The sequence below is a fragment of the Nonomuraea sp. NBC_00507 genome, assembly GCF_036013525.1.
GTDB lineage: Bacteria > Actinomycetota > Actinomycetes > Streptosporangiales > Streptosporangiaceae > Nonomuraea.
Window position 1 is genome coordinate 6,924,876 of record NZ_CP107853.1, and the last position, 16,729, is coordinate 6,941,604.

The following is a 16,729-nucleotide window of genomic DNA, read 5'->3' on the forward strand; positions in this document are numbered from 1 at the left end:
GCCGCGCTCCTTCAAGATGGCCAGATCCCACCACCCGTTCGGATGATGACCTGATAAATTCCGTCTTCCACCCTTCGGATAAGCACTTCATATCCTTACACCGCTCGCACCCCCGGAGTCCTCCTGCAGGGCAACCATCGGCGCTACCAACTCATCGCGCGGGCGGAGGATCCCAACTCCAGAATCACCTGGGATACTGAGATCTTCATCAACAACTTTAGGAAATGATGCGCCCCTTCAACAGCCGGAACAGGAAGAAATGGCCCACAATCGATATCTGGCAGCCCGCCGGCCGGGGTGACATCAAAACGCTGACGGTCGAATCCCTGGGTGCTCTCGTCGCGACGGCGCAGCGCCACCAGTGGAGTGCCGAAGGGCGGCCGGAGTGGCTCCGGGCGCACCGCGACAGGCTCAGGCAGCTGTTCCTCGTCATATTCGGGAAAGAGGACGCTTCCGTATATCGCTGCATCGTTGCGGTCATCCTGAACGACGACAGCGAACACAGCTTCACCCTCGACGTCGCCGCCGACGACTTCGATGCCCTGCCCGACCTCGGCTACGATGCGCTCGTTACGCTCGGGCACTCCTACATCGCACGATTCGAGCACGTACCACTGGATCCATCCCAGGAAGCGGCCTGGCGAAGCCTGGAGGACGGCGATGGCGGATAGATCTCCTACGGCTACCAGGTCACCTGCTCAGAGCCGGCTTGTTCATATCCCGTTCCGGGCCTCGCATCAACCGGTTCGCTCCCCAGTGAGCCCGAACGCCACTCCAACAGCCAGATCCCTTGGATAGTGTGCAGCCGACATAAATACGAGAGAAGGCCACCGCTTCTGATCATTAGCGCGGCTTGCGCGCCACCGCCCCCACGAACGTGTGATAGGTGATCCCGGGCTCGGCCCGGTCCTCGGCGTCCGGCCGCCACTCGGGGAGCGGCACCAGCCCCGGCTCCATCAACTCCAGACCGTCGAAGTACGCGAGAATCTCCTCGCGCGCACGCCACCGCCCCGTCCCCAGCGACTCGTTGAAGATCTTCTCGGCCGAGTACGCCTGCCGGGACACCTCGGGAAGCGCCTCGCCCGGATTGTGGAAGTGGGACACGGCCAGATAGCTGCCCGGGGCCAGGCGGTCCATGATGCGCGCCGTGATCCCGCCCGGATCCTCATCGTCGGCCAGGTGGTGGAGGATGGCGAACATCAGCAGGGCCACCGGCTCGGTGAAGTCGATCAGCCGCGTCACCTCGGGATGACTGAGGATCGCCTCCGGATCCCTGAGGTCTGCCTCGACCACCGTGGTGGTGTCGTCCACGGCCAGCAGCGCGCGGCCGTGCACCAGCACGATCGGGTCGTGGTCCACATAGACGACGTGCGCGCGGGTGGTGACGGACTGGGCGATCTCGTGGACGTTGCCCTGGGTCGGGAGGCCTGAGCCGAGGTCCAGGAACTGGCGGATGCCGGCCTCGCCCGCCAGGTAGCGGACCACGCGGGCGAGGAACTCCCGGTTGGCCCTGGCCGCCTCGGGCGCGTCCGGGGCCACCTCCAGCGCCCGGCGCGCCACCTGGCGGTCGATCTCGTAGTTGTCCTTGCCGCCGAGCATGAAGTCGTACACGCGGGCCACGCTGGGCTTGGTCGTGTCGATGCCCTGCGGTGCGCGCTCGTGCTCGCGGTCGCTCACGGCCGGCTCCTCATGGGTCAATGGGGATTTGTGTGATCTTACTTCGCCGTTCCCGGAAAATCGTCGTTTTTCGGGAATGCGTCACACGGGCCCCATTAAGGTCAGGCCGATTCTCTGACCACCAATTCCGTCGGCAGTATCACCGGGTCGACGTGTTTCGCCCCGTCCAGCAGCGCGAAGAGCAGCCGGATGGTCTCCTGTGCCATTTCCGCCAGCGGCTGCCTGATCGTGGTCAGCGGCGGATGTGTCGAGAGCGCCACCGACGAGTCGTCGAAACCGCCCACCGCCACGTCGTGCGGCACCCGGCGCCCCGCCGCCCGCAGCGTGGCCAGCGCTCCGGCCGCCATCAGGTCCGAGGCCACGAAGACCGCGTCGATGTCGGGCGCCCTGTCCAGGAGCTCGGCCATTGCCCGCTCGCCGCTGGCCTGCGTCCAGTCGCCGTGCGCGATCAGCTTCGTGGTCGCCTTGCGGCCGAGCACCTCGGCGAAGCCCTCGAGGCGCTGGATGCCGCCGGGGGTGTCCATCGGGCCGGTGATCATGGCGATGCGTTTGCGGCCCTGGCTGACGAAATACTCCGTCATCTGGCGGGCGCCGAGCCGCTCGTCGGCGGCCGCGTACGGGATGACGTTCTCGTGGCCGATGACGGCGCCACAGGAGACGGCGGGTGGCCCCGAGGTGAGCGCCTCGACCAGGGGGTCGCCGGCGTGCGTCGAGACGAGCAGCACGCCGTCGGCGTGGCCACCGCGCACGTAGCGGACCACCCGCTCGCGGTCGCCCTCGTCGCCGGCCAGCATCATCACCAGCGACATGTCCCGCTCGGCCAGCATCCTGATGGCGACGCGGATGAGCGTGCTGTAGTTGGGGTCCTCGAAGAGCTTCTGGTGCGGCTCCGACAACACCATCGCCACCGACCCGGTCCGCTGCGTGACCAGGCTGCGGGCAGCCCGGTTGACGACGTAGCCGGTCTCCGAGATGGCCCGCTCGATGGCCACGCGCGCCGCCGGGCTCACGTACTTGTCCCCGTTGAGCAGGCGGGACACCGTGCCGCGGGACACGCCCGCGGCGGCGGCGACATCGTGGATCGTGGGGCGTTTCATTTGACGGCTCCGGAGGACAGGTCGGTCCTCCAGTATCGCTGCATCGTGAGGAAGAGCGCGATCAAGGGGACCAGCGACAGGAACGCCCCGGTCAGGATGAGGTTGTACAGCGACGGCTGGTTCGCCCCCGACTGCAGCAACGTGAACAACCCGACCGTGAGCGGGAACTTGCCGTCGTCGCCGAGCATGATGAACGGCAGCAGGAAGTTGTTCCAGATCGCCACGAACTGGAACAGGAAGATCGTCACCATGCCGGGCACCATCAGCGGGATCGCCACCCGCCACATCAGGCGCCCCTCACTGGCTCCGTCGATGCGCCCCGCCTCCAGCAAGGAGTCCGGGATGGCCGCAGCGGCGTAGATGCGGGCCAGGTAGATGCTGTACGGGTGCAGGATCTGCGGCAGCAGGACCGCCCAGTAGCTGTCGGCCAGGCCGATCTTGGAGAACAGCAGGTACTGCGGGATCGCCAGCACCACGGCCGGCACCAGGATGCCGCCGATGAGCAGGTTGAAGATGAGGTTCCTGCCGGGGAAGCGGTACTTGGCCAGGGCGTACCCCGAGACGGCCGAGACCGCGGTGGACAGCAGCGCGCCGCCGCCCGCGTAGATGAGCGTGTTGGCCGCCCACAACCAGAACACCCCGTCGCGGTAGGCGAACAGCTGTGTCACGTTGTCGAAGAAGCCGGTGCCGACGGCCAGCGTCCCGGTGCTGAACAGCTCGGCCGGCGACTTGGTGGCCGCGATCAGCACCCAGAGCACCGGGAACAGGCAGTAGATCGCGCCGATCAGCAGCAGCGCCGTCGGCGCCAGGCCGCCGAACGCCGCCTTGCCGCGCGGCCTGCGATGCGAGACAGCGGTCATCAGCCCTCCCCGAAGGCGCGGTTGCGGACCACGCGCAGGAACCCGAACGACAGGACGAGTGAGATCGCCGCGATGACGATCGACGTGGCGGCGGCCGAGTACAGGTCGCCGGTGACGAACGCGTCGCGGTAGACCTTCATGAGCGGGCTCCACGTGGAGCTGATCGTGTTGGTCAGCGGGCGCAGCGTCGTCGGTTCGGTGAACACCTGGATCGTGGCGATGATCGAGAACACGGTGGTCAGGATGATCGCGGGGACCAGGATCGGGATCTTGACGCGGATCGCGATCTGGAACTCGGAGGCGCCGTCGAGCCGCGCCGCCTCGTACAGGTCGCGTGGGATCGCCCGGAGCGTGGTGTAGAGCACGAGCATGTTGAAGCCGACCCCGCCCCACACCGCCACGTTCGCCATGGAGTACGTGACGGTGGTGGCGCCGAGGAAGTCGACGTCCAGGATCTCCCTGATCGGGCTGAGCGAGGGCAGGTAGAGGAACCCCCACAGCAGGGTGGCCGCCACCCCCGGCACGGCGTACGGCAGGAAGATCGCGATCCGGGAGAACCGCGCCAGCCGCACCCGCGCCGAGTCCAGCAGCAACGCGAACAGCAGCGCCAGGCCGAGCATCACGACCAGCACCAGCGCGCCGTAGCCGAGCACCCGCAGCCACCCGTTCCACAGCTCCGCGTCGGACAGGGCGGCGGCGAAGTTGTCGAACCCGACGAACACCTCCCGCCGCGAGCCCTTCCCCAGGCCGAGCCCCGACACCTTGCTCCTGAGCATCGCCAGGTAGACGGTGTAGCCGATGGGCACGGCCAGGAAGAGGGTGAACAGGACGATGGCCGGGGTCAGGAAGACGTAAGGGGCCGAACGCTTCATGACGCGATCTGGAAGCCGGACTTGCGCATGTCGGCGACCGTGGCGTCCTGCATGGTCTGAATGGCGGCGGAGAACGGCGACTTGCTCTGCAGCGCCTTGTCGAAGGCGTCCTTGAAGGAGTTGTACGTCACGCCGACGTTCGGCCCGAAGGTGAACCCGCGTGCGCCGGCGGACACGGTGGCGGCCTGCTGCCAGAAGTCGGGCTGGTTGGAGAAGTATTCGGGGGCCTCGCCGAGCGCCGACTGAGCCTTGGTCGAGGCCGGGTAGATCGCGGCCTCCTTGACCAGCAGCTCCAGGGCGGCCGGGTCGGTGTTGAGCCAGGTGGCGAACTGCGCGGCGGCGGCCTTGTTCGGCGTCTTGGCCGACACGGCCACGGAGGAGCCGCCCCAGAAGCCGCTGAAGCTCTCACCGGCGTTCCACTGCGGCAGCGGCGCGATGGCCCACTTGCCCTTGGCCTTGGGCGCGTTGGTCGACAGGACGCCCGGCGCCCACACCGCCGACGGCCAGCTCAGCAGTTTGCCGTCGTTGAGCGCCTTGTTCCACTCGGGGGTGAAGAACGGCATGTCGTCGATGGCGCCCTCCTTGACCAGGCCGTCCCAGTAGTCGGCGACCTTCTTGGTGGGCTCGTCGGCGATGTTGACCTTCCACGACTCGCCGCTGATCGACCACCATTGCGCGCCGGCCTGCTGGGCGAGGCCTGTGAACGCTCCCGGGTCCTTGCTGGAGAACGTGCCGAGGTAGGCCTTGGGGTCCTTCTTGCGCACCGTGCGGGCCGCGTCGGCGTACTCCTGCCAGGTCTTCGGCACCGCGATGCCGTACTTGTCGAACAGGTCCTGGCGGTAGAAGAGCATCATGGGGCCGCTGTCCTGCGGGATGCCGTACACGCCCTCGGTGCCGAGCGTGACCAGGTTCCACAGGCCCTCGGAGAACTCGCCCTTGACCGCGGCGGTCTCGGCCTTGAGGTCGGCCACCGCGTCGGCGGCGATGAACGACGGCAGGTGCTGGTACTCGGCCTGCACCAGGTCCGGCGGGTTGCCGGCCTTGCTCGCGGTCAGGTACTTGGCGGCCGCGTCGTCGCCGCCGGCCTGCTTGCTGACCGTCACCTGGATGTCCGGGTGCGCCTTGTTCCAGACGTCGACGATCTTGTCCATGTTGGGGGCCCAGGTCCAGTAGACGAGCTTGACCGGTCCCTGGGCGGCGGCCGTGGGGCTCTGCGCCGCCTCGGTGCTTTGAGCGGGCTCGCCCGACCCGCAGCTCGCGAGGGTGGCCGTGAGGGCGACGGCCAGGGCTGCTCCAAGGCGGTTGGCGCGCATTGCGTACCTCCGTAGGGGGTTCTGTGAACGTGCACAGAGTGGAACAGTCCGGAAATACCCGTCAAGGGGTCGTTACGGTCTCGTTAACCTCCAGGGCGAGCAGGAAAATTCGAGGTCACTGTTCCCTCAAAGGCAGGTCGTGCCTTACTGTGCACGTTCACAGAAGCTTCTCGAGGGGGATGGATGTATCCGGAGCGTCCTGCTGGCATCGCCTACGGCGGGGACTACAACCCAGAGCAGTGGCCGCGCGAGGTCCTCGAAGAGGACGTGGCTCTGATGCGCGAGGCCGGGGTCAACCTGGTCAGCGTGGGCATGTTCTCGTGGGCGCTGATGGAGCCGGCTGAGGGACGCTACGAGTTCGGCTGGCTGGACGAGGTCATCGACCGGCTGCACGCCGCCGGGGTCGCGGTCGACCTGGCGACGCCGACGGCCGCCCCGCCTGCCTGGTTCGTCGCCGCGCACCCCGACGTGCTGCCGGTGACCAGGGAGGGCACGCGGATCGGGTTCGGCGGGCGGCAGAGCGCCTGCTCCAGCGCCCCGGCCTTCCGTGAGGCGACCGCGCGCCTGGTGCGCGCTCTGGGCGAGCACTACCGCGGCCACCCCGCCGTGGTCATGTGGCACGTGCACAACGAGTACGGCGCGCCGCTCGGCGAGTGTTATTGCGAGCACAGCGTGGCGGCCTGGCGCGAGTGGCTTCGCATGACATATCAGGATATTTCGGCTTTGAATGACGCCTGGGGCGCCACCTTCTGGGGCCAGACCTACACCGACTGGTCCCAGATCGACGCCCCCCGCTTCAACCACACGGTCGTCAACCCGGCCCAGCGCCTCGACTACGCCCGCTTCAGCGACGGCCAGCACCGCGAGCACTACGCGCTCCAGCGCGACATCCTGCGCGAGCTCACCCCGGGCATCCCGGTCACCACGAACTTCGCCGGCACCGTCAACTGCAAGTCCACCGATCTGTGGCAGTGGGCCCGCGAGCTCGACGTGATCGCCAACGACCACTACCTCGCCGCCGAGCGGCCCGACAACCACATCGACCTGGCCATGTCCGCCGACCTGGCCCGCTCGGTGGCGGGCGGTGCGCCGTGGATGCTGATGGAGCACTCGGCCGGCGCGGTCAACTGGCAGCCGCGCAACATCGCCAAGCGGCCGGGGGAGATGCGCCGCAACAGCCTGGCGCACGTGGCGCGCGGCTCCGACAGCGTGCTGTTCTTCCAGTTCAGGGCTTCGCGGTTCGGGGCCGAGAAGTTCCACTCCGGCCTCGTCCCGCACGCCGGCACCGACTCCGAGCAGTGGCGCGAGGTGGTGCGGCTCGGCGCCGACCTGCGCAAGCTCGCCGATCTGCAGGGGAGCCGGGTGCGGGCCGACGTGGCGATCGTCTGGGACTGGGAGTCGTACTGGGCGCTGGAGCTCGACTGGCGGCCGTCGGTGGACCTGACGTTCCGGGAGCGGGTGGACGCCTTCTACGAGGCGTTGTGGCGGGAGCACGTCACGGTGGACTTCGTGCACCCTTCCGCTGATATTTCGGGATATCGGGTCGTGGTGGCGCCGAGCTCGTACCTGCTCACCGAGGCCTCCGCCAAGAACCTCCACCGGTACGTCGAGGCCGGCGGCAACCTGCTCGTGTCGTACTTCTCCGGCATCGTCGACGAACACGACACCATCCACCCCGGCGCCCACCCCGGCGCGCTGCGCGAGCTGCTCGGCCTGTCGATCGAGGAGTTCCACCCCCTGCGCGCGGCCGAGACCGTGATGCTGACCGGCGGGGACACCGCCCGCATCTGGTCGGAGCGCGTCCGTCCCGCCGGCGCGGCCTCCGTACGGGACTTCGCCGCCGGCCCCGACGCGGGCCACCCCGCCGTCACCCGCCACGACCTCGGCGCCGGCACCGCCTGGTACCTCGCCACCGCGCCCGTTACCGGCCTGCGCGACCTGCTCGCCCAGGTGCTCGACCACGCGGGCGTCTCCCGCCCGCGCGGCCTGCCCGACACCCTCGAGCTGGTCCGCCGGGGCCGGCACGTCTTCCTGATCAACCACGGCGACGAGCCGGTGACGGTCGAGGGGGTGACCGGCACGAGCGTGTTCGACGGTGTACGCCACGACGGGCCGGTCACCGTCGCGCCCGGCGCGGTCACCGTCGTCGTGGAATCCCCCCACCCCTAGGGAGACCCGATGAAACGCATCCTGACCGCACTGCTGTTAGCCGCCGCCCTCGTCGTCGTGGCGCAACCGGCGCAGGCCGGGGCCCGCCTGCAGATCAGGGGCGCCGACATCTCGAGCCTCGCCAAGTCCGAGGCCTTCGGCGGCGTCTACCGCGACGCCCGCGGCCGCCCCGCCGACGCACTCCGCATCCTGTCCCAGGCCGGGCTGAACTACATCAGGCTCAAGGTGTGGGTGAACCCCGCCGACGGCTACAACACCAAGACCCAGGTGCTCGCCATCGCCAAGCGGGCCAAGGCCCAAGGCATGAAGCTGCTGGTCGACTTCCACTACTCCGACACCTGGGCCGACCCGGGCAAGCAGTTCAAGCCCGCCGCCTGGGAGGCGCTCCCGTTCGACCAGCTCAAGCAGGCGCTGTACGACCACACCTACGACGTCCTCGACGCGCTGCGCCGCCAGGGCACCACGGCCGACATGGTCCAGGTCGGCAACGAGATCAACGGCGGCCTGCTCTGGCCGGACGGCTCCAACTCCACCTGGGCCAACACGGCCGCCCTGCTCAACGCCGGCTACGACGCGGTCAAGGCCGTGTCCACCTCGACGAGAGTCGTGCTGCACCTGGCCAACGGCGGCGACAACGGCCTCTACCGGTGGTGGTTCGACAACGCGAACGCCAACGGCATCCGGTACGACGTGATCGGGTTGTCGTACTACGCGTACTGGCACGGCACGCTGGAGGCGTTCCGAGCCAACATCAACGACGTGGCCACCCGGTACGGCAAGCCCGTCGTCGTGGTCGAGACCGCCTACCCGTTCACCACGGCCGACGACGACGGCTGGGAGAACATCATCCTGTCGCCGGAGCCGTACCCCGGCTACCAGGCCACCCCGCAGGGCCAGGCCGCGATGCTGGCGAAGGTCGCCGACATCGTCCGCCAGGTGCCGGGCGGGCTGGGTCTCGGCCTGTTCACCTGGGAGGCCACCTGGACCGGCGTCAAGGGCAACGGCTGGGACCCGGCCGACCCGTCGTCCGGCAACGGCTGGGAGAACCAGGCCCTGTTCGACTACTCCGACCGCGCCATGCCTGCCATGCGGGTACTCGGCCACAGCTGATCCACGGCCCTCGTCCCGTCCCGTCGTCGAGGCTCACGGCGGGACGGGACGCATTGACGCAATGATTGCGTCATGCTGTTCCCGACTCCCGCGCTCACCGACGCCGACCGGAGAGTTCTCGAAGAGATCGAGGTGGCTCGGCAAATACTCCGCCACCAACTGCAGTCCACGCCGAGTAAGCGGACCGAAGGGCTGCGTAAGTTCCTCACGGCCGACGCCGTCGCCGCCTCCAACTCGATCGAGGGCTTCAAGGTGTCCACGATCGATGTGGAAGATCTCCTCGAGGGTGAGCGAGACGTGGACGTCTCCGATGAGAACCGCGAGGAAACCCTCGCCTACCAGCGGATGATGACCTACATCCAGACCCTCCATGATGTGGAGGACTTCTGCTACAGCACGGGGTTCCTGAACGCTCTGCATTGGATGCTCCAGGGGCACAGGCACACGCAGCGCAAGCCTGCGGGACAGTGGCGCCGAGGGCCTGTCTATGTCACCGACGCGCGCGACCCCAGCATTGCGGCCTACACGGCCCCGGACGCGGAGGACGTCCCCGCGCTGATGCGGGAATTGTCCGGCTGGCTCAATACCGACGACGGCTCCCACTTGCTCATCAGGGCCGCTATGGCCCACCTCCATCTGGTCTCCATCCACCCATGGGCAGACGGCAACGGGCGTATGCCCCGCTCCCTCCAAACACTGGTGATCGCCAGGAACGGAGTGCTCGCACCCGAGTTCTCCTCCATCGAGGCGTGGCTTGGGCGGCCGGGCAACACCTGGGAGTACTACGCCGCGCTCGCCCGGCGCGGCTCCACGTACCGGCCAGATCAAGACGTCTCGGATTGGATCCGCTTCAACCTCACCGCCTATCATCAGCAGGCGCAGACCGTGAAGAACCGTCTTGACCGCTCCACCCGTGTGTGGACGCTGCTCGGCGACATCGCGGAGCGGCGAGGCATGGACGAGCGCATCGTCACCGCTCTGCACGATGTGGCCATGTCCGGCCGCGTCCGCCGCAGCCGATATGAACGTGCCGAGGGCCTCAGCCTCCAGCAAGCTCAGCGGGACCTGCGCGACCTCGTCACAGCCGAGATCCTCACCCCGATCGGCCGCACCCGTGCCCGGTTCTACACGGCTGGACCCAACTTCCCCCAAGCCGCCCTGGACGCCGCCCGCACGCCCCTGCCCCTCACCGACCCCTACAATCCCTGATCGCGTTGTGCAGGCACAAGCCGTGCCGACCAGGCGGGCGCCGGCGATTCAGCGACTGCCACGCGCGGCATGGCCGTCGGCGACACCCTGACGGTGCTGGCCCAGGGCCGAGGTCGAACGGGCCCTTTGGATCACCCGGTGACGTTGACATGATGGGCGGCATGACGCCCGATGAGCTGCTCACCACCACCCGCAGCGTCCGCAAGCGCCTCGACCTGACCCGCCCCGTCCCCCTCGACCTCGTCCGCGAGTGCCTGGAGATCGCCCTCCAGGCCCCCACCGGCGGAAACCGGCAGGGCTGGCACTGGATCGTGGTCACCGACCCGGAGGTACGGAAACAGATCGGCGACTACTACGGCCGCTCCTTCCGCGCCTACTACGAGTCGGGGGCCTCCGCCGGGTCGCTGTTCCAGGACGACCCGGAACGGGCCGCCACGCAGCGACGCGTGGCCGGCAGCTCCGTCCATCTCGGCGAGCACATGGGCGACGTGCCCGTGCTGGTGATCGGCTGCATCACCCTGCCCGGCGGCGGGCTGCCCGAGGGCAACCAGGCAGGCCTGTGGGGGTCGCTGCTGCCGGCCGCGTGGAGCTACATGCTGGCCGCCCGCGCCCGCGGGCTCGGCACGGCCTGGACGACCCTGCACCTCGCATACGAGAGTGAGATCGCCGAGTTGCTCGGCATTCCCGCCGACGTACGCCAGGGCGTGCTCCTCCCCACCGCCTACTACATCGGGGACACGTTCAGGCCCGCGCCGCGCCGGCCGCTCGACGAAGTGCTGCACCTCGATCGCTGGTGAATGGAGGGCCCGTGACATCTCTGCCGCTGCTGCCGACGTCGCTGGTAGGAAGCTACGCCCAGCCCGAATGGCTGATCGACCGCGCCAAACTGGCGGGCCGGTTCCCGCCCCGGGTGCGGGCCAGGGAGCTCTGGCGCATCCCGCCCGAGCAGCTCGGTCAGGCCCAGGACGACGCCACCGAGCTGGCCATCAGGGCCCAGGAGCGCGCCGGTCTCGACATCATCACCGACGGGGAGATCCGCCGCGAGAGCTACTCCAATCACTTCGCCACCGCCCTGGAGGGCGTCGACCTGGACAATCCGGGTACGGCGCTGGACCGCAGCGGCCACCCGAACCCCGTCCCGCGCATCGTCGGCCCCATCCGCCGCCCGCTCCCGGTCGAGGTGGACGACCTGCGGTTCCTGCGCACCCACACCGATCGCCCGGTCAAGATGACGGTGCCGGGACCGTTCACGATGAGCCAGCAGGCGCAGAACGACCACTACCCGGACGCCGAGGCGGCCGCGATGGACTACGCGGCGGCGGTCAACGCGGAGATGCGCGACCTGTTCGCGGCCGGGGCCGACATCGTGCAGATCGATGAGCCGTACATGCAGGCCAGGCCGGAGGCGGCGCGGGCGTACGGGCTGGCCGCGCTCAACGCGGCACTGGATGGCGTGGTCGGCACGACGGCGGTGCACATCTGCTTCGGGTACGCGGCGATCATCCACGAGCGGCCGGAGGCGTACTCGTTCCTGCCGGAGCTGGCCGGCTGCCCGGTCCAGCAGGTGTCGATCGAGACCGCGCAGTCCGGACTGGACCTCGGGGTGTTGTCCGACCTGAAGGACAAGACGATCATTCTCGGGGTGATCGACCTGTCGAGGCCGGACGTGGAGCCGATGGAGGTGGTGGCGGGGCGGGTGCGCAGGGCGTTCGAGTGGGTGCCGCCCGAGCGGATCGTCATCGCGACCGACTGCGGCATGAAATACCTGCCGCGGGCGTCGGCCGCGGGCAAGATGCGGGCCATGTCCGGCGCCGCGCGGCTGCTGCGCGGCGAGCTCGGCGGCTAAGATCATCCGTGTAGCCCCGACCCCGTCGCAAGGAGCCGGCTGTGCCCGAGAGCGAGCAGGAAACCGCGCCCCCAGGGATCGACACCACCAAGCCGAGTGTCGCGCGCGTCTATGACTACATGCTCGGCGGCAAGGACAACTACGCGATCGACCGCCACGTGGCTGAGATGGCGTTGAAGGTCGCGCCGGACGCGCCGGAGGCGGCCAGGGCCAACCGGGAGTTCCTCCGCCGCACCGTCCGCTACCTGGCGGGCGAGGCCGGGATCCGGCAGTTCCTCGACATCGGCTCCGGCCTGCCGACGCAGGGCAACGTGCACGAGATCGCCCAGTCCGTCGCCCCCGGCACGAGGGTCGTCTACGTCGACCACGACCCGATCGTGCTCGTCTACGGCCAGGCGCTGCTGGCCGCGGACGCCACCACCACCGTCATCGAGGCCGACGCCCGGGAGCCCGAGAAGATTCTCGGCGACCCGCAGGCGCGCGCCCTGATCGACTTCAGCCGCCCTGTCGGGCTGCTGTTGTTCGGGCTCCTGCACCACCTGTCCGATGACGAGGACCCCGGTGCCATCCTGGGCCGGCTGGTGGCCCCGCTCGCCCCGGGCAGCCACGTGGTGATCTCCCACTTCCACAACCCGGGCGAGGCCCACCCCGAGGTGTCGAAGCAGGCCTACGCCGCGGAGAAGATCTTCAACGAGTACCTCGGCACCGGCCGGTGGCGCACCCGCGACGAGCTGCTCGCCTACTTCGGCGGCCTCGAGCTGGTGGACCCCGGCCTGGTGCCGCTTCCGGAGTGGCGCCCCGACGACGGAGACACAGCCACTCCGGGCATCACCTACCACACCTTCGTCGGGGCCGTGGCCAGGAAGCCCTAGCCGGGCAGCTTGCCGGTGGCGACCACGTCCCGGTACCAGTGGGCGCTGTCCTTCCAGGTGCGCTCCATCGTGTCGCGGTCCACGCGCACGATGCCGAACCGCTTGGCGTAGCCGTGCGCCCACTCGAAGTTGTCCATCAGGGACCACACGAAGTAGCCGCGCACGTCCGCTCCGCCCTTGATCGCCTCCGCCACGGCGGTCAGGTGCCGGTGCAGGTAGTCGACGCGGTCCGCGTCGTGCACACGGCCGTCGGCGCCCACCGGGTCGGGGAACGCGGCGCCGTTCTCGGTGATCATCGTGGGCATGGACGGGTAGTCGCGGTGCAGGCGCAGCAGCAGCTCGGTCAGGCCGGTCTCGTCGATGTTCCAGCCCATCTCGGTGTACGGGCCGGGCTGGTGCACGAACTCGACGTCCTCGCAGGCGATCCACGGGGACGCGGCGCCGTCCTGGTGCCCGTCGGCGGTCTCCCGCGCGCTCACCCCGTCCCACTGGCGCACCAGCGTGGGGTTGTAGTAGTTGACGCCGAGCATGTCCAGCGGCTGGCAGGCGGCGGCCTCGTCGCCGTCGCGCACGAACGACCAGTCGGTCACGGCGGCGGTGTCCTCGATGAGGTCGCGCGGGTAGGCGCCCTCCAGCATCGGGCCGAGGAAGGCCCGGTTGGACAACCCGTCCGCCTTGCGCACCGCCTCCGCGTCGGCCGCCGACACGCCGCGCACGTGGTGCAGGTTGAGCGTGACCGACATCTGCGCGGACGGGGCGGCCACTGAGCGCAGCGCCTGCACGGCCAGGCCGTGGCCGAGGTTGAGGTGGTGCACGGCGGCCAGCGCCGCGGCGGGCTCGGTCCTGGCCGGGGCGTGCACGCCCGAGGCGTAGCCCAGGTAGGCCGAGCACCACGGCTCGTTCAGCGTGATCCACGTGTGCACGCGGTCGCCGTACGCCTCGCCCATGAGGGCGGCGTACTCGGCGAAGCGCAGCGCGGTGTCGCGGTGCGGCCAGCCGCCCGCGTCCTCCAGCTCCTGCGGCAGGTCCCAGTGGTAAAGGGTGGCCACCGGGGCGATGCCCCGCGTGAGCAGGCCGTCGATCAGCCGGTTGTAGAAGTCGACGCCCGGCTGGTTGAGGGGCCCCTGCCCGCCCGGCTGCACGCGCGGCCAGGACAGGGAGAACCGGTAGGCGCCCACGCCGAGTTCGGCGAGGATGTCCAGGTCCTCCTCCAGCCGGTGGTAGTGGTCGCAGGCCACGTCACCGGTGTCGCCATTGGTGACCAGGCCGGGCGTGTGGGAGAAGGTGTCCCAGATCGACGGGCCGCGCCCGTCCTCGTTCCAGGCGCCCTCCACCTGGTAGGAGGCGGTGGCGGTGCCCCACAGGAAGTTGTCGGGGAAAGTGGTCATGGTGCTCCTTCAACAATGATCTCGATCTCGTCGGTGCCGGGCTCGGCGGCCACCCGCACGCCGCCGGGCGTCGTCTCCACCCGGGGGTGCCGGGCCTCGCGCACGCCGGCGAGCAGCAGGCTCCAGCGGGCGGGCGCGCCCTGCAGGCGGCGGGCGCGGATCCGGTCGCCGGTGCGGGACACCTCGAAGACCGCGCCGGCGCCGCCGTCGGCGTCCGGGACGGTGACGGTGCGGACGTCGCCGTCGGCGAGCTGGTGCGCCTGCAGCGTGACGTCGTCGGCGTAGTCGTAGTCGGGCCGGTCCTCGCGGGACCCGATCGGCAGCACCGCGCCGGGCCGCACCAGCAGCGGCAGGCTGTCGAACCCGTGCCGCTCGCTGCGCCAGCCGGGGCCGGTGACGGTCTCGCCGTCCAGCAGCCGCGTCCACACACCGTCAGGGACGTAGTACGAAATGTCGCCCTCTGTGGACAACACCGGCGCCACCAGCAGGTCCGGCCCCAGCATGTACTGGGCGTCCAGGTAGTCGCAGCCCCGGTCGTCGGGGAACTCCAGGTGCATGGCCCGCATCACCGGCAGGCCGTCCGTCGTGGCCTGCACCGCGGCGCCGTACAGGTAGGGCATCAGCCGGCTCTTGAGCCGCGTGAACGACCGCAGCACGTCCACCGACTCCTCGTCGAACAACCACGGCACCCGGTACGAGCCGCTCCCGTGCAGCCGGCTGTGCGACGACAGCAGCCCGAACGCCACCCACCGCTTGAACACGGCCGGATCGGGCCGCCCCTCGAACCCGCCGATGTCGTGGCTCCAGAACCCGAACCCCGCCATGCCCAGCGACAGCCCGCCGCGCAGCGACTCGGCCATGGCCTCGTAGGTCGACTCGCAGTCGCCGCCCCAGTGCACCGGCAGCCGCTGCCCGCCGACCGTGGCCGAGCGCGCGAACAGCACGGCCGCGCCCCGCTCGGCCAGCACGTCGTGCACGGTCTGGTTGTAGAGCAGGGAGTAGTAGTTGTGCATACGCTCGGGATCGGAGCCGTCGGCGTAGACGACGTCGGTCGGGATGCGCTCGCCGAAGTCGGTCTTGAACGCGTCCACCCCCATGTCGAGCAAGCCGCGCAGCTTGCCCGCGAACCACTCCCTGGCCGACGGTGAGGTGAAGTCCACCAGCGCCCGCCCCGCCTGCCAGTGGTCATCCTGCCACACCGTGCCGTCCGGCCGGCGCAGCAGGTGCCCGGCCGCCATGCCCTCGTCGAACAGGCTGGACGCCTGCCCGATGTACGGGTTGATCCACACGCAGACCTTCAGCCCGCGCTCCTTCAGCCGGCGCAGCATGCCCTCCGGGTCGGGGAACACCTCCGGGTCCCATTCGAAGTCGCACCACCGGTACTGCCGCATCCAGAAGCAGTCGAAGTGGAACACACTCAGCGGCAGGTCCCGCTCGGCCATCCCGTCTGCGAACGACGTCACCGTGGCCTCGTCGTAGTCGGTCGTGAACGACGTGGACAACCACAGCCCGAACGACCAGGCGGGCGGCAGCGCGGGCCGGCCGGTCAGCGCCGTGTAGCGGCGCAGGATGTCGGCCGGCGTCGGCCCGTGGATGATCAGATACTCCAGGTCGTGGCTCTCGACGCTGAACTGCACGCGCGAGACCGTCTCCGACCCCACCTCGAACGACACCCGCCCGGGGTGGTTGACGAACACCCCGTAGCCGCGGTTGGTGAGGTAGAAGGGGACGTTCTTGTACGCCAGCTCGCTGGTGGTGCCGCCGTCGTCGTTCCAGATGTCGACGGCCTGCCCGTTGCGCACGAGCGGGCCGAACCGCTCGCCCAGCCCGTACACCAGCTCTCCGGCGCTGAGCCGCAGCTGCTCCACCATGAAGTGCCGGTCATCGGGGTCGTGCACGATCCCGAGGCTCTTGCCGTCGCTGCGGGTCAGCTCGCGCCCGCCGGCGCTGAAGGTCATCTCCCACGGCGTGTCCCTGCTCAGCCGCACCGTGAGCGCGCCGCTGGTCAGGGCGGCCGTCTCCGCGTCCACGAAGATCTTGACCTCGGGCGCGTCGTCGCGTACCTCGAAGGCGGGGGAGTCCGGCACGGACCCGGCGAAGTGCACCGTGCGGACGCGGATGACGTCCGGCATCGGCGACGACACGTCCACCCGCAGGACCGGGCCGTCGATGGTGTTGCCGCGGCGGGTGATCGGCCGGGTCGGCGCGAGCACCCGCAGCGAGGCGGCGTCCGCGGTCACGTCGTGCGCTGCGACGGCGTACGCGGCCCGCACGCCCGCCCGCATGCGCCAGTGACCGTCCTTGAACTTCATCCTG

General features: G+C 69.5%; 14 protein-coding genes. 7 read left to right on the forward strand and 7 right to left on the reverse strand.

The features are described 5' to 3' along the window. The first annotated feature begins 224 nt into the window (after positions 1-224). Entirely contained in the window at positions 225-671 is a 447-nt protein-coding gene (locus tag OHA25_RS33395) for a hypothetical protein (RefSeq protein ID WP_327580898.1), read from the forward strand. Between the two features lie 172 nt (positions 672-843). Here OHA25_RS33395 and OHA25_RS33400 read toward each other — a convergent pair whose 3' ends face one another. The 5 genes from OHA25_RS33400 to OHA25_RS33420 all read right to left on the reverse strand — a co-directional run bounded on the left by OHA25_RS33400 (position 844) and on the right by OHA25_RS33420 (position 5,819). Further along, positions 844-1,677 (reverse strand): SAM-dependent methyltransferase, encoded by an 834-nt coding sequence (locus tag OHA25_RS33400; protein ID WP_327580899.1) that lies wholly within the window; start codon positions 1,675-1,677, stop codon positions 844-846. Between the two features lie 101 nt (positions 1,678-1,778). After that, positions 1,779-2,774: a LacI family DNA-binding transcriptional regulator gene (locus OHA25_RS33405; RefSeq protein ID WP_327580900.1), complete on the reverse strand. Its 996-nt coding sequence runs from the start codon at positions 2,772-2,774 to the stop codon at positions 1,779-1,781. Next, complete coding sequence (locus OHA25_RS33410; protein ID WP_327580901.1) at positions 2,771-3,634, reverse strand: carbohydrate ABC transporter permease; 864 nt, start codon at positions 3,632-3,634, stop codon at positions 2,771-2,773. Before OHA25_RS33410 ends, OHA25_RS33405 begins: the two co-directional genes overlap by 4 nt. Further along, positions 3,634-4,506, reverse strand: a complete 873-nt coding sequence (locus tag OHA25_RS33415) for a carbohydrate ABC transporter permease (protein WP_327580902.1) — start codon at positions 4,504-4,506, stop codon at positions 3,634-3,636. The genes OHA25_RS33410 and OHA25_RS33415 overlap by 1 nt, the downstream gene beginning before the upstream one ends. Then, the gene (locus OHA25_RS33420; RefSeq protein WP_305921362.1) at positions 4,503-5,819 is read right to left on the reverse strand and encodes an ABC transporter substrate-binding protein; all 1,317 of its coding nucleotides are present in this window, start codon (positions 5,817-5,819) and stop codon (positions 4,503-4,505) included. The genes OHA25_RS33415 and OHA25_RS33420 overlap by 4 nt, the downstream gene beginning before the upstream one ends. 183 nt (positions 5,820-6,002) lie before the next feature. Between OHA25_RS33420 and OHA25_RS33425 the strand changes: the two genes are divergently transcribed. From OHA25_RS33425 to OHA25_RS33450, 6 genes are all read left to right on the forward strand, one after another. After that, entirely contained in the window at positions 6,003-7,988 is a 1,986-nt protein-coding gene (locus OHA25_RS33425; RefSeq protein WP_327580903.1) for a beta-galactosidase, read from the forward strand. Between the two features lie 9 nt (positions 7,989-7,997). After that, positions 7,998-9,098, forward strand: coding sequence for a glycoside hydrolase family 53 protein (locus OHA25_RS33430; RefSeq protein WP_327580904.1), 1,101 nt, complete (start codon positions 7,998-8,000; stop codon positions 9,096-9,098). A gap of 72 nt (positions 9,099-9,170) precedes the next feature. Further along, on the forward strand, positions 9,171-10,307 hold the full coding sequence (locus tag OHA25_RS33435) for a Fic family protein (protein ID WP_327580905.1): 1,137 nt from the start codon (positions 9,171-9,173) through the stop codon (positions 10,305-10,307). A 161-nt stretch (positions 10,308-10,468) separates the two neighbouring features. After that, the gene (locus OHA25_RS33440; RefSeq protein ID WP_327580906.1) at positions 10,469-11,104 is read left to right on the forward strand and encodes a nitroreductase family protein; all 636 of its coding nucleotides are present in this window, start codon (positions 10,469-10,471) and stop codon (positions 11,102-11,104) included. A gap of 11 nt (positions 11,105-11,115) precedes the next feature. After that, complete coding sequence (locus OHA25_RS33445) at positions 11,116-12,153, forward strand: hypothetical protein (protein ID WP_327580907.1); 1,038 nt, start codon at positions 11,116-11,118, stop codon at positions 12,151-12,153. 41 nt (positions 12,154-12,194) lie between these two features. Further along, positions 12,195-13,025 (forward strand): SAM-dependent methyltransferase, encoded by an 831-nt coding sequence (locus OHA25_RS33450; protein ID WP_327580908.1) that lies wholly within the window; start codon positions 12,195-12,197, stop codon positions 13,023-13,025. Here the strand turns inward: OHA25_RS33450 and OHA25_RS33455 are convergent. Both OHA25_RS33455 and yicI read right to left on the reverse strand, forming a co-directional pair. After that, positions 13,022-14,413 (reverse strand): GH1 family beta-glucosidase, encoded by a 1,392-nt coding sequence (locus OHA25_RS33455; RefSeq protein ID WP_327580909.1) that lies wholly within the window; start codon positions 14,411-14,413, stop codon positions 13,022-13,024. The genes OHA25_RS33450 and OHA25_RS33455 overlap by 4 nt on opposite strands. Next, on the reverse strand, positions 14,410-16,725 hold the full coding sequence (gene yicI / locus OHA25_RS33460; RefSeq protein WP_327580910.1) for an alpha-xylosidase: 2,316 nt from the start codon (positions 16,723-16,725) through the stop codon (positions 14,410-14,412). The genes OHA25_RS33455 and yicI overlap by 4 nt, the downstream gene beginning before the upstream one ends. Positions 16,726-16,729 lie beyond the last annotated feature (4 nt).

What these genes read in the sequence shown, in the direction of transcription:
- OHA25_RS33395 (WP_327580898.1), top strand. Translation starts at nt 225, where the DNA reads ATGATGCGCCCCTTCAACAGCCGGAACAGGAAGAAATGGCCCACAATC.
- OHA25_RS33405 (WP_327580900.1), bottom strand. Translation starts at nt 2,774, where the DNA reads ATGAAACGCCCCACGATCCACGATGTCGCCGCCGCCGCGGGCGTGTCC.
- OHA25_RS33410 (WP_327580901.1), bottom strand. Translation starts at nt 3,634, where the DNA reads ATGACCGCTGTCTCGCATCGCAGGCCGCGCGGCAAGGCGGCGTTCGGC.
- OHA25_RS33415 (WP_327580902.1), bottom strand. Translation starts at nt 4,506, where the DNA reads ATGAAGCGTTCGGCCCCTTACGTCTTCCTGACCCCGGCCATCGTCCTG.
- OHA25_RS33420 (WP_305921362.1), bottom strand. Translation starts at nt 5,819, where the DNA reads ATGCGCGCCAACCGCCTTGGAGCAGCCCTGGCCGTCGCCCTCACGGCC.
- OHA25_RS33425 (WP_327580903.1), top strand. Translation starts at nt 6,003, where the DNA reads ATGTATCCGGAGCGTCCTGCTGGCATCGCCTACGGCGGGGACTACAAC.
- OHA25_RS33430 (WP_327580904.1), top strand. Translation starts at nt 7,998, where the DNA reads ATGAAACGCATCCTGACCGCACTGCTGTTAGCCGCCGCCCTCGTCGTC.
- OHA25_RS33435 (WP_327580905.1), top strand. Translation starts at nt 9,171, where the DNA reads ATGCTGTTCCCGACTCCCGCGCTCACCGACGCCGACCGGAGAGTTCTC.
- OHA25_RS33440 (WP_327580906.1), top strand. Translation starts at nt 10,469, where the DNA reads ATGACGCCCGATGAGCTGCTCACCACCACCCGCAGCGTCCGCAAGCGC.
- OHA25_RS33455 (WP_327580909.1), bottom strand. Translation starts at nt 14,413, where the DNA reads ATGACCACTTTCCCCGACAACTTCCTGTGGGGCACCGCCACCGCCTCC.
- yicI (WP_327580910.1), bottom strand. Translation starts at nt 16,725, where the DNA reads ATGAAGTTCAAGGACGGTCACTGGCGCATGCGGGCGGGCGTGCGGGCC.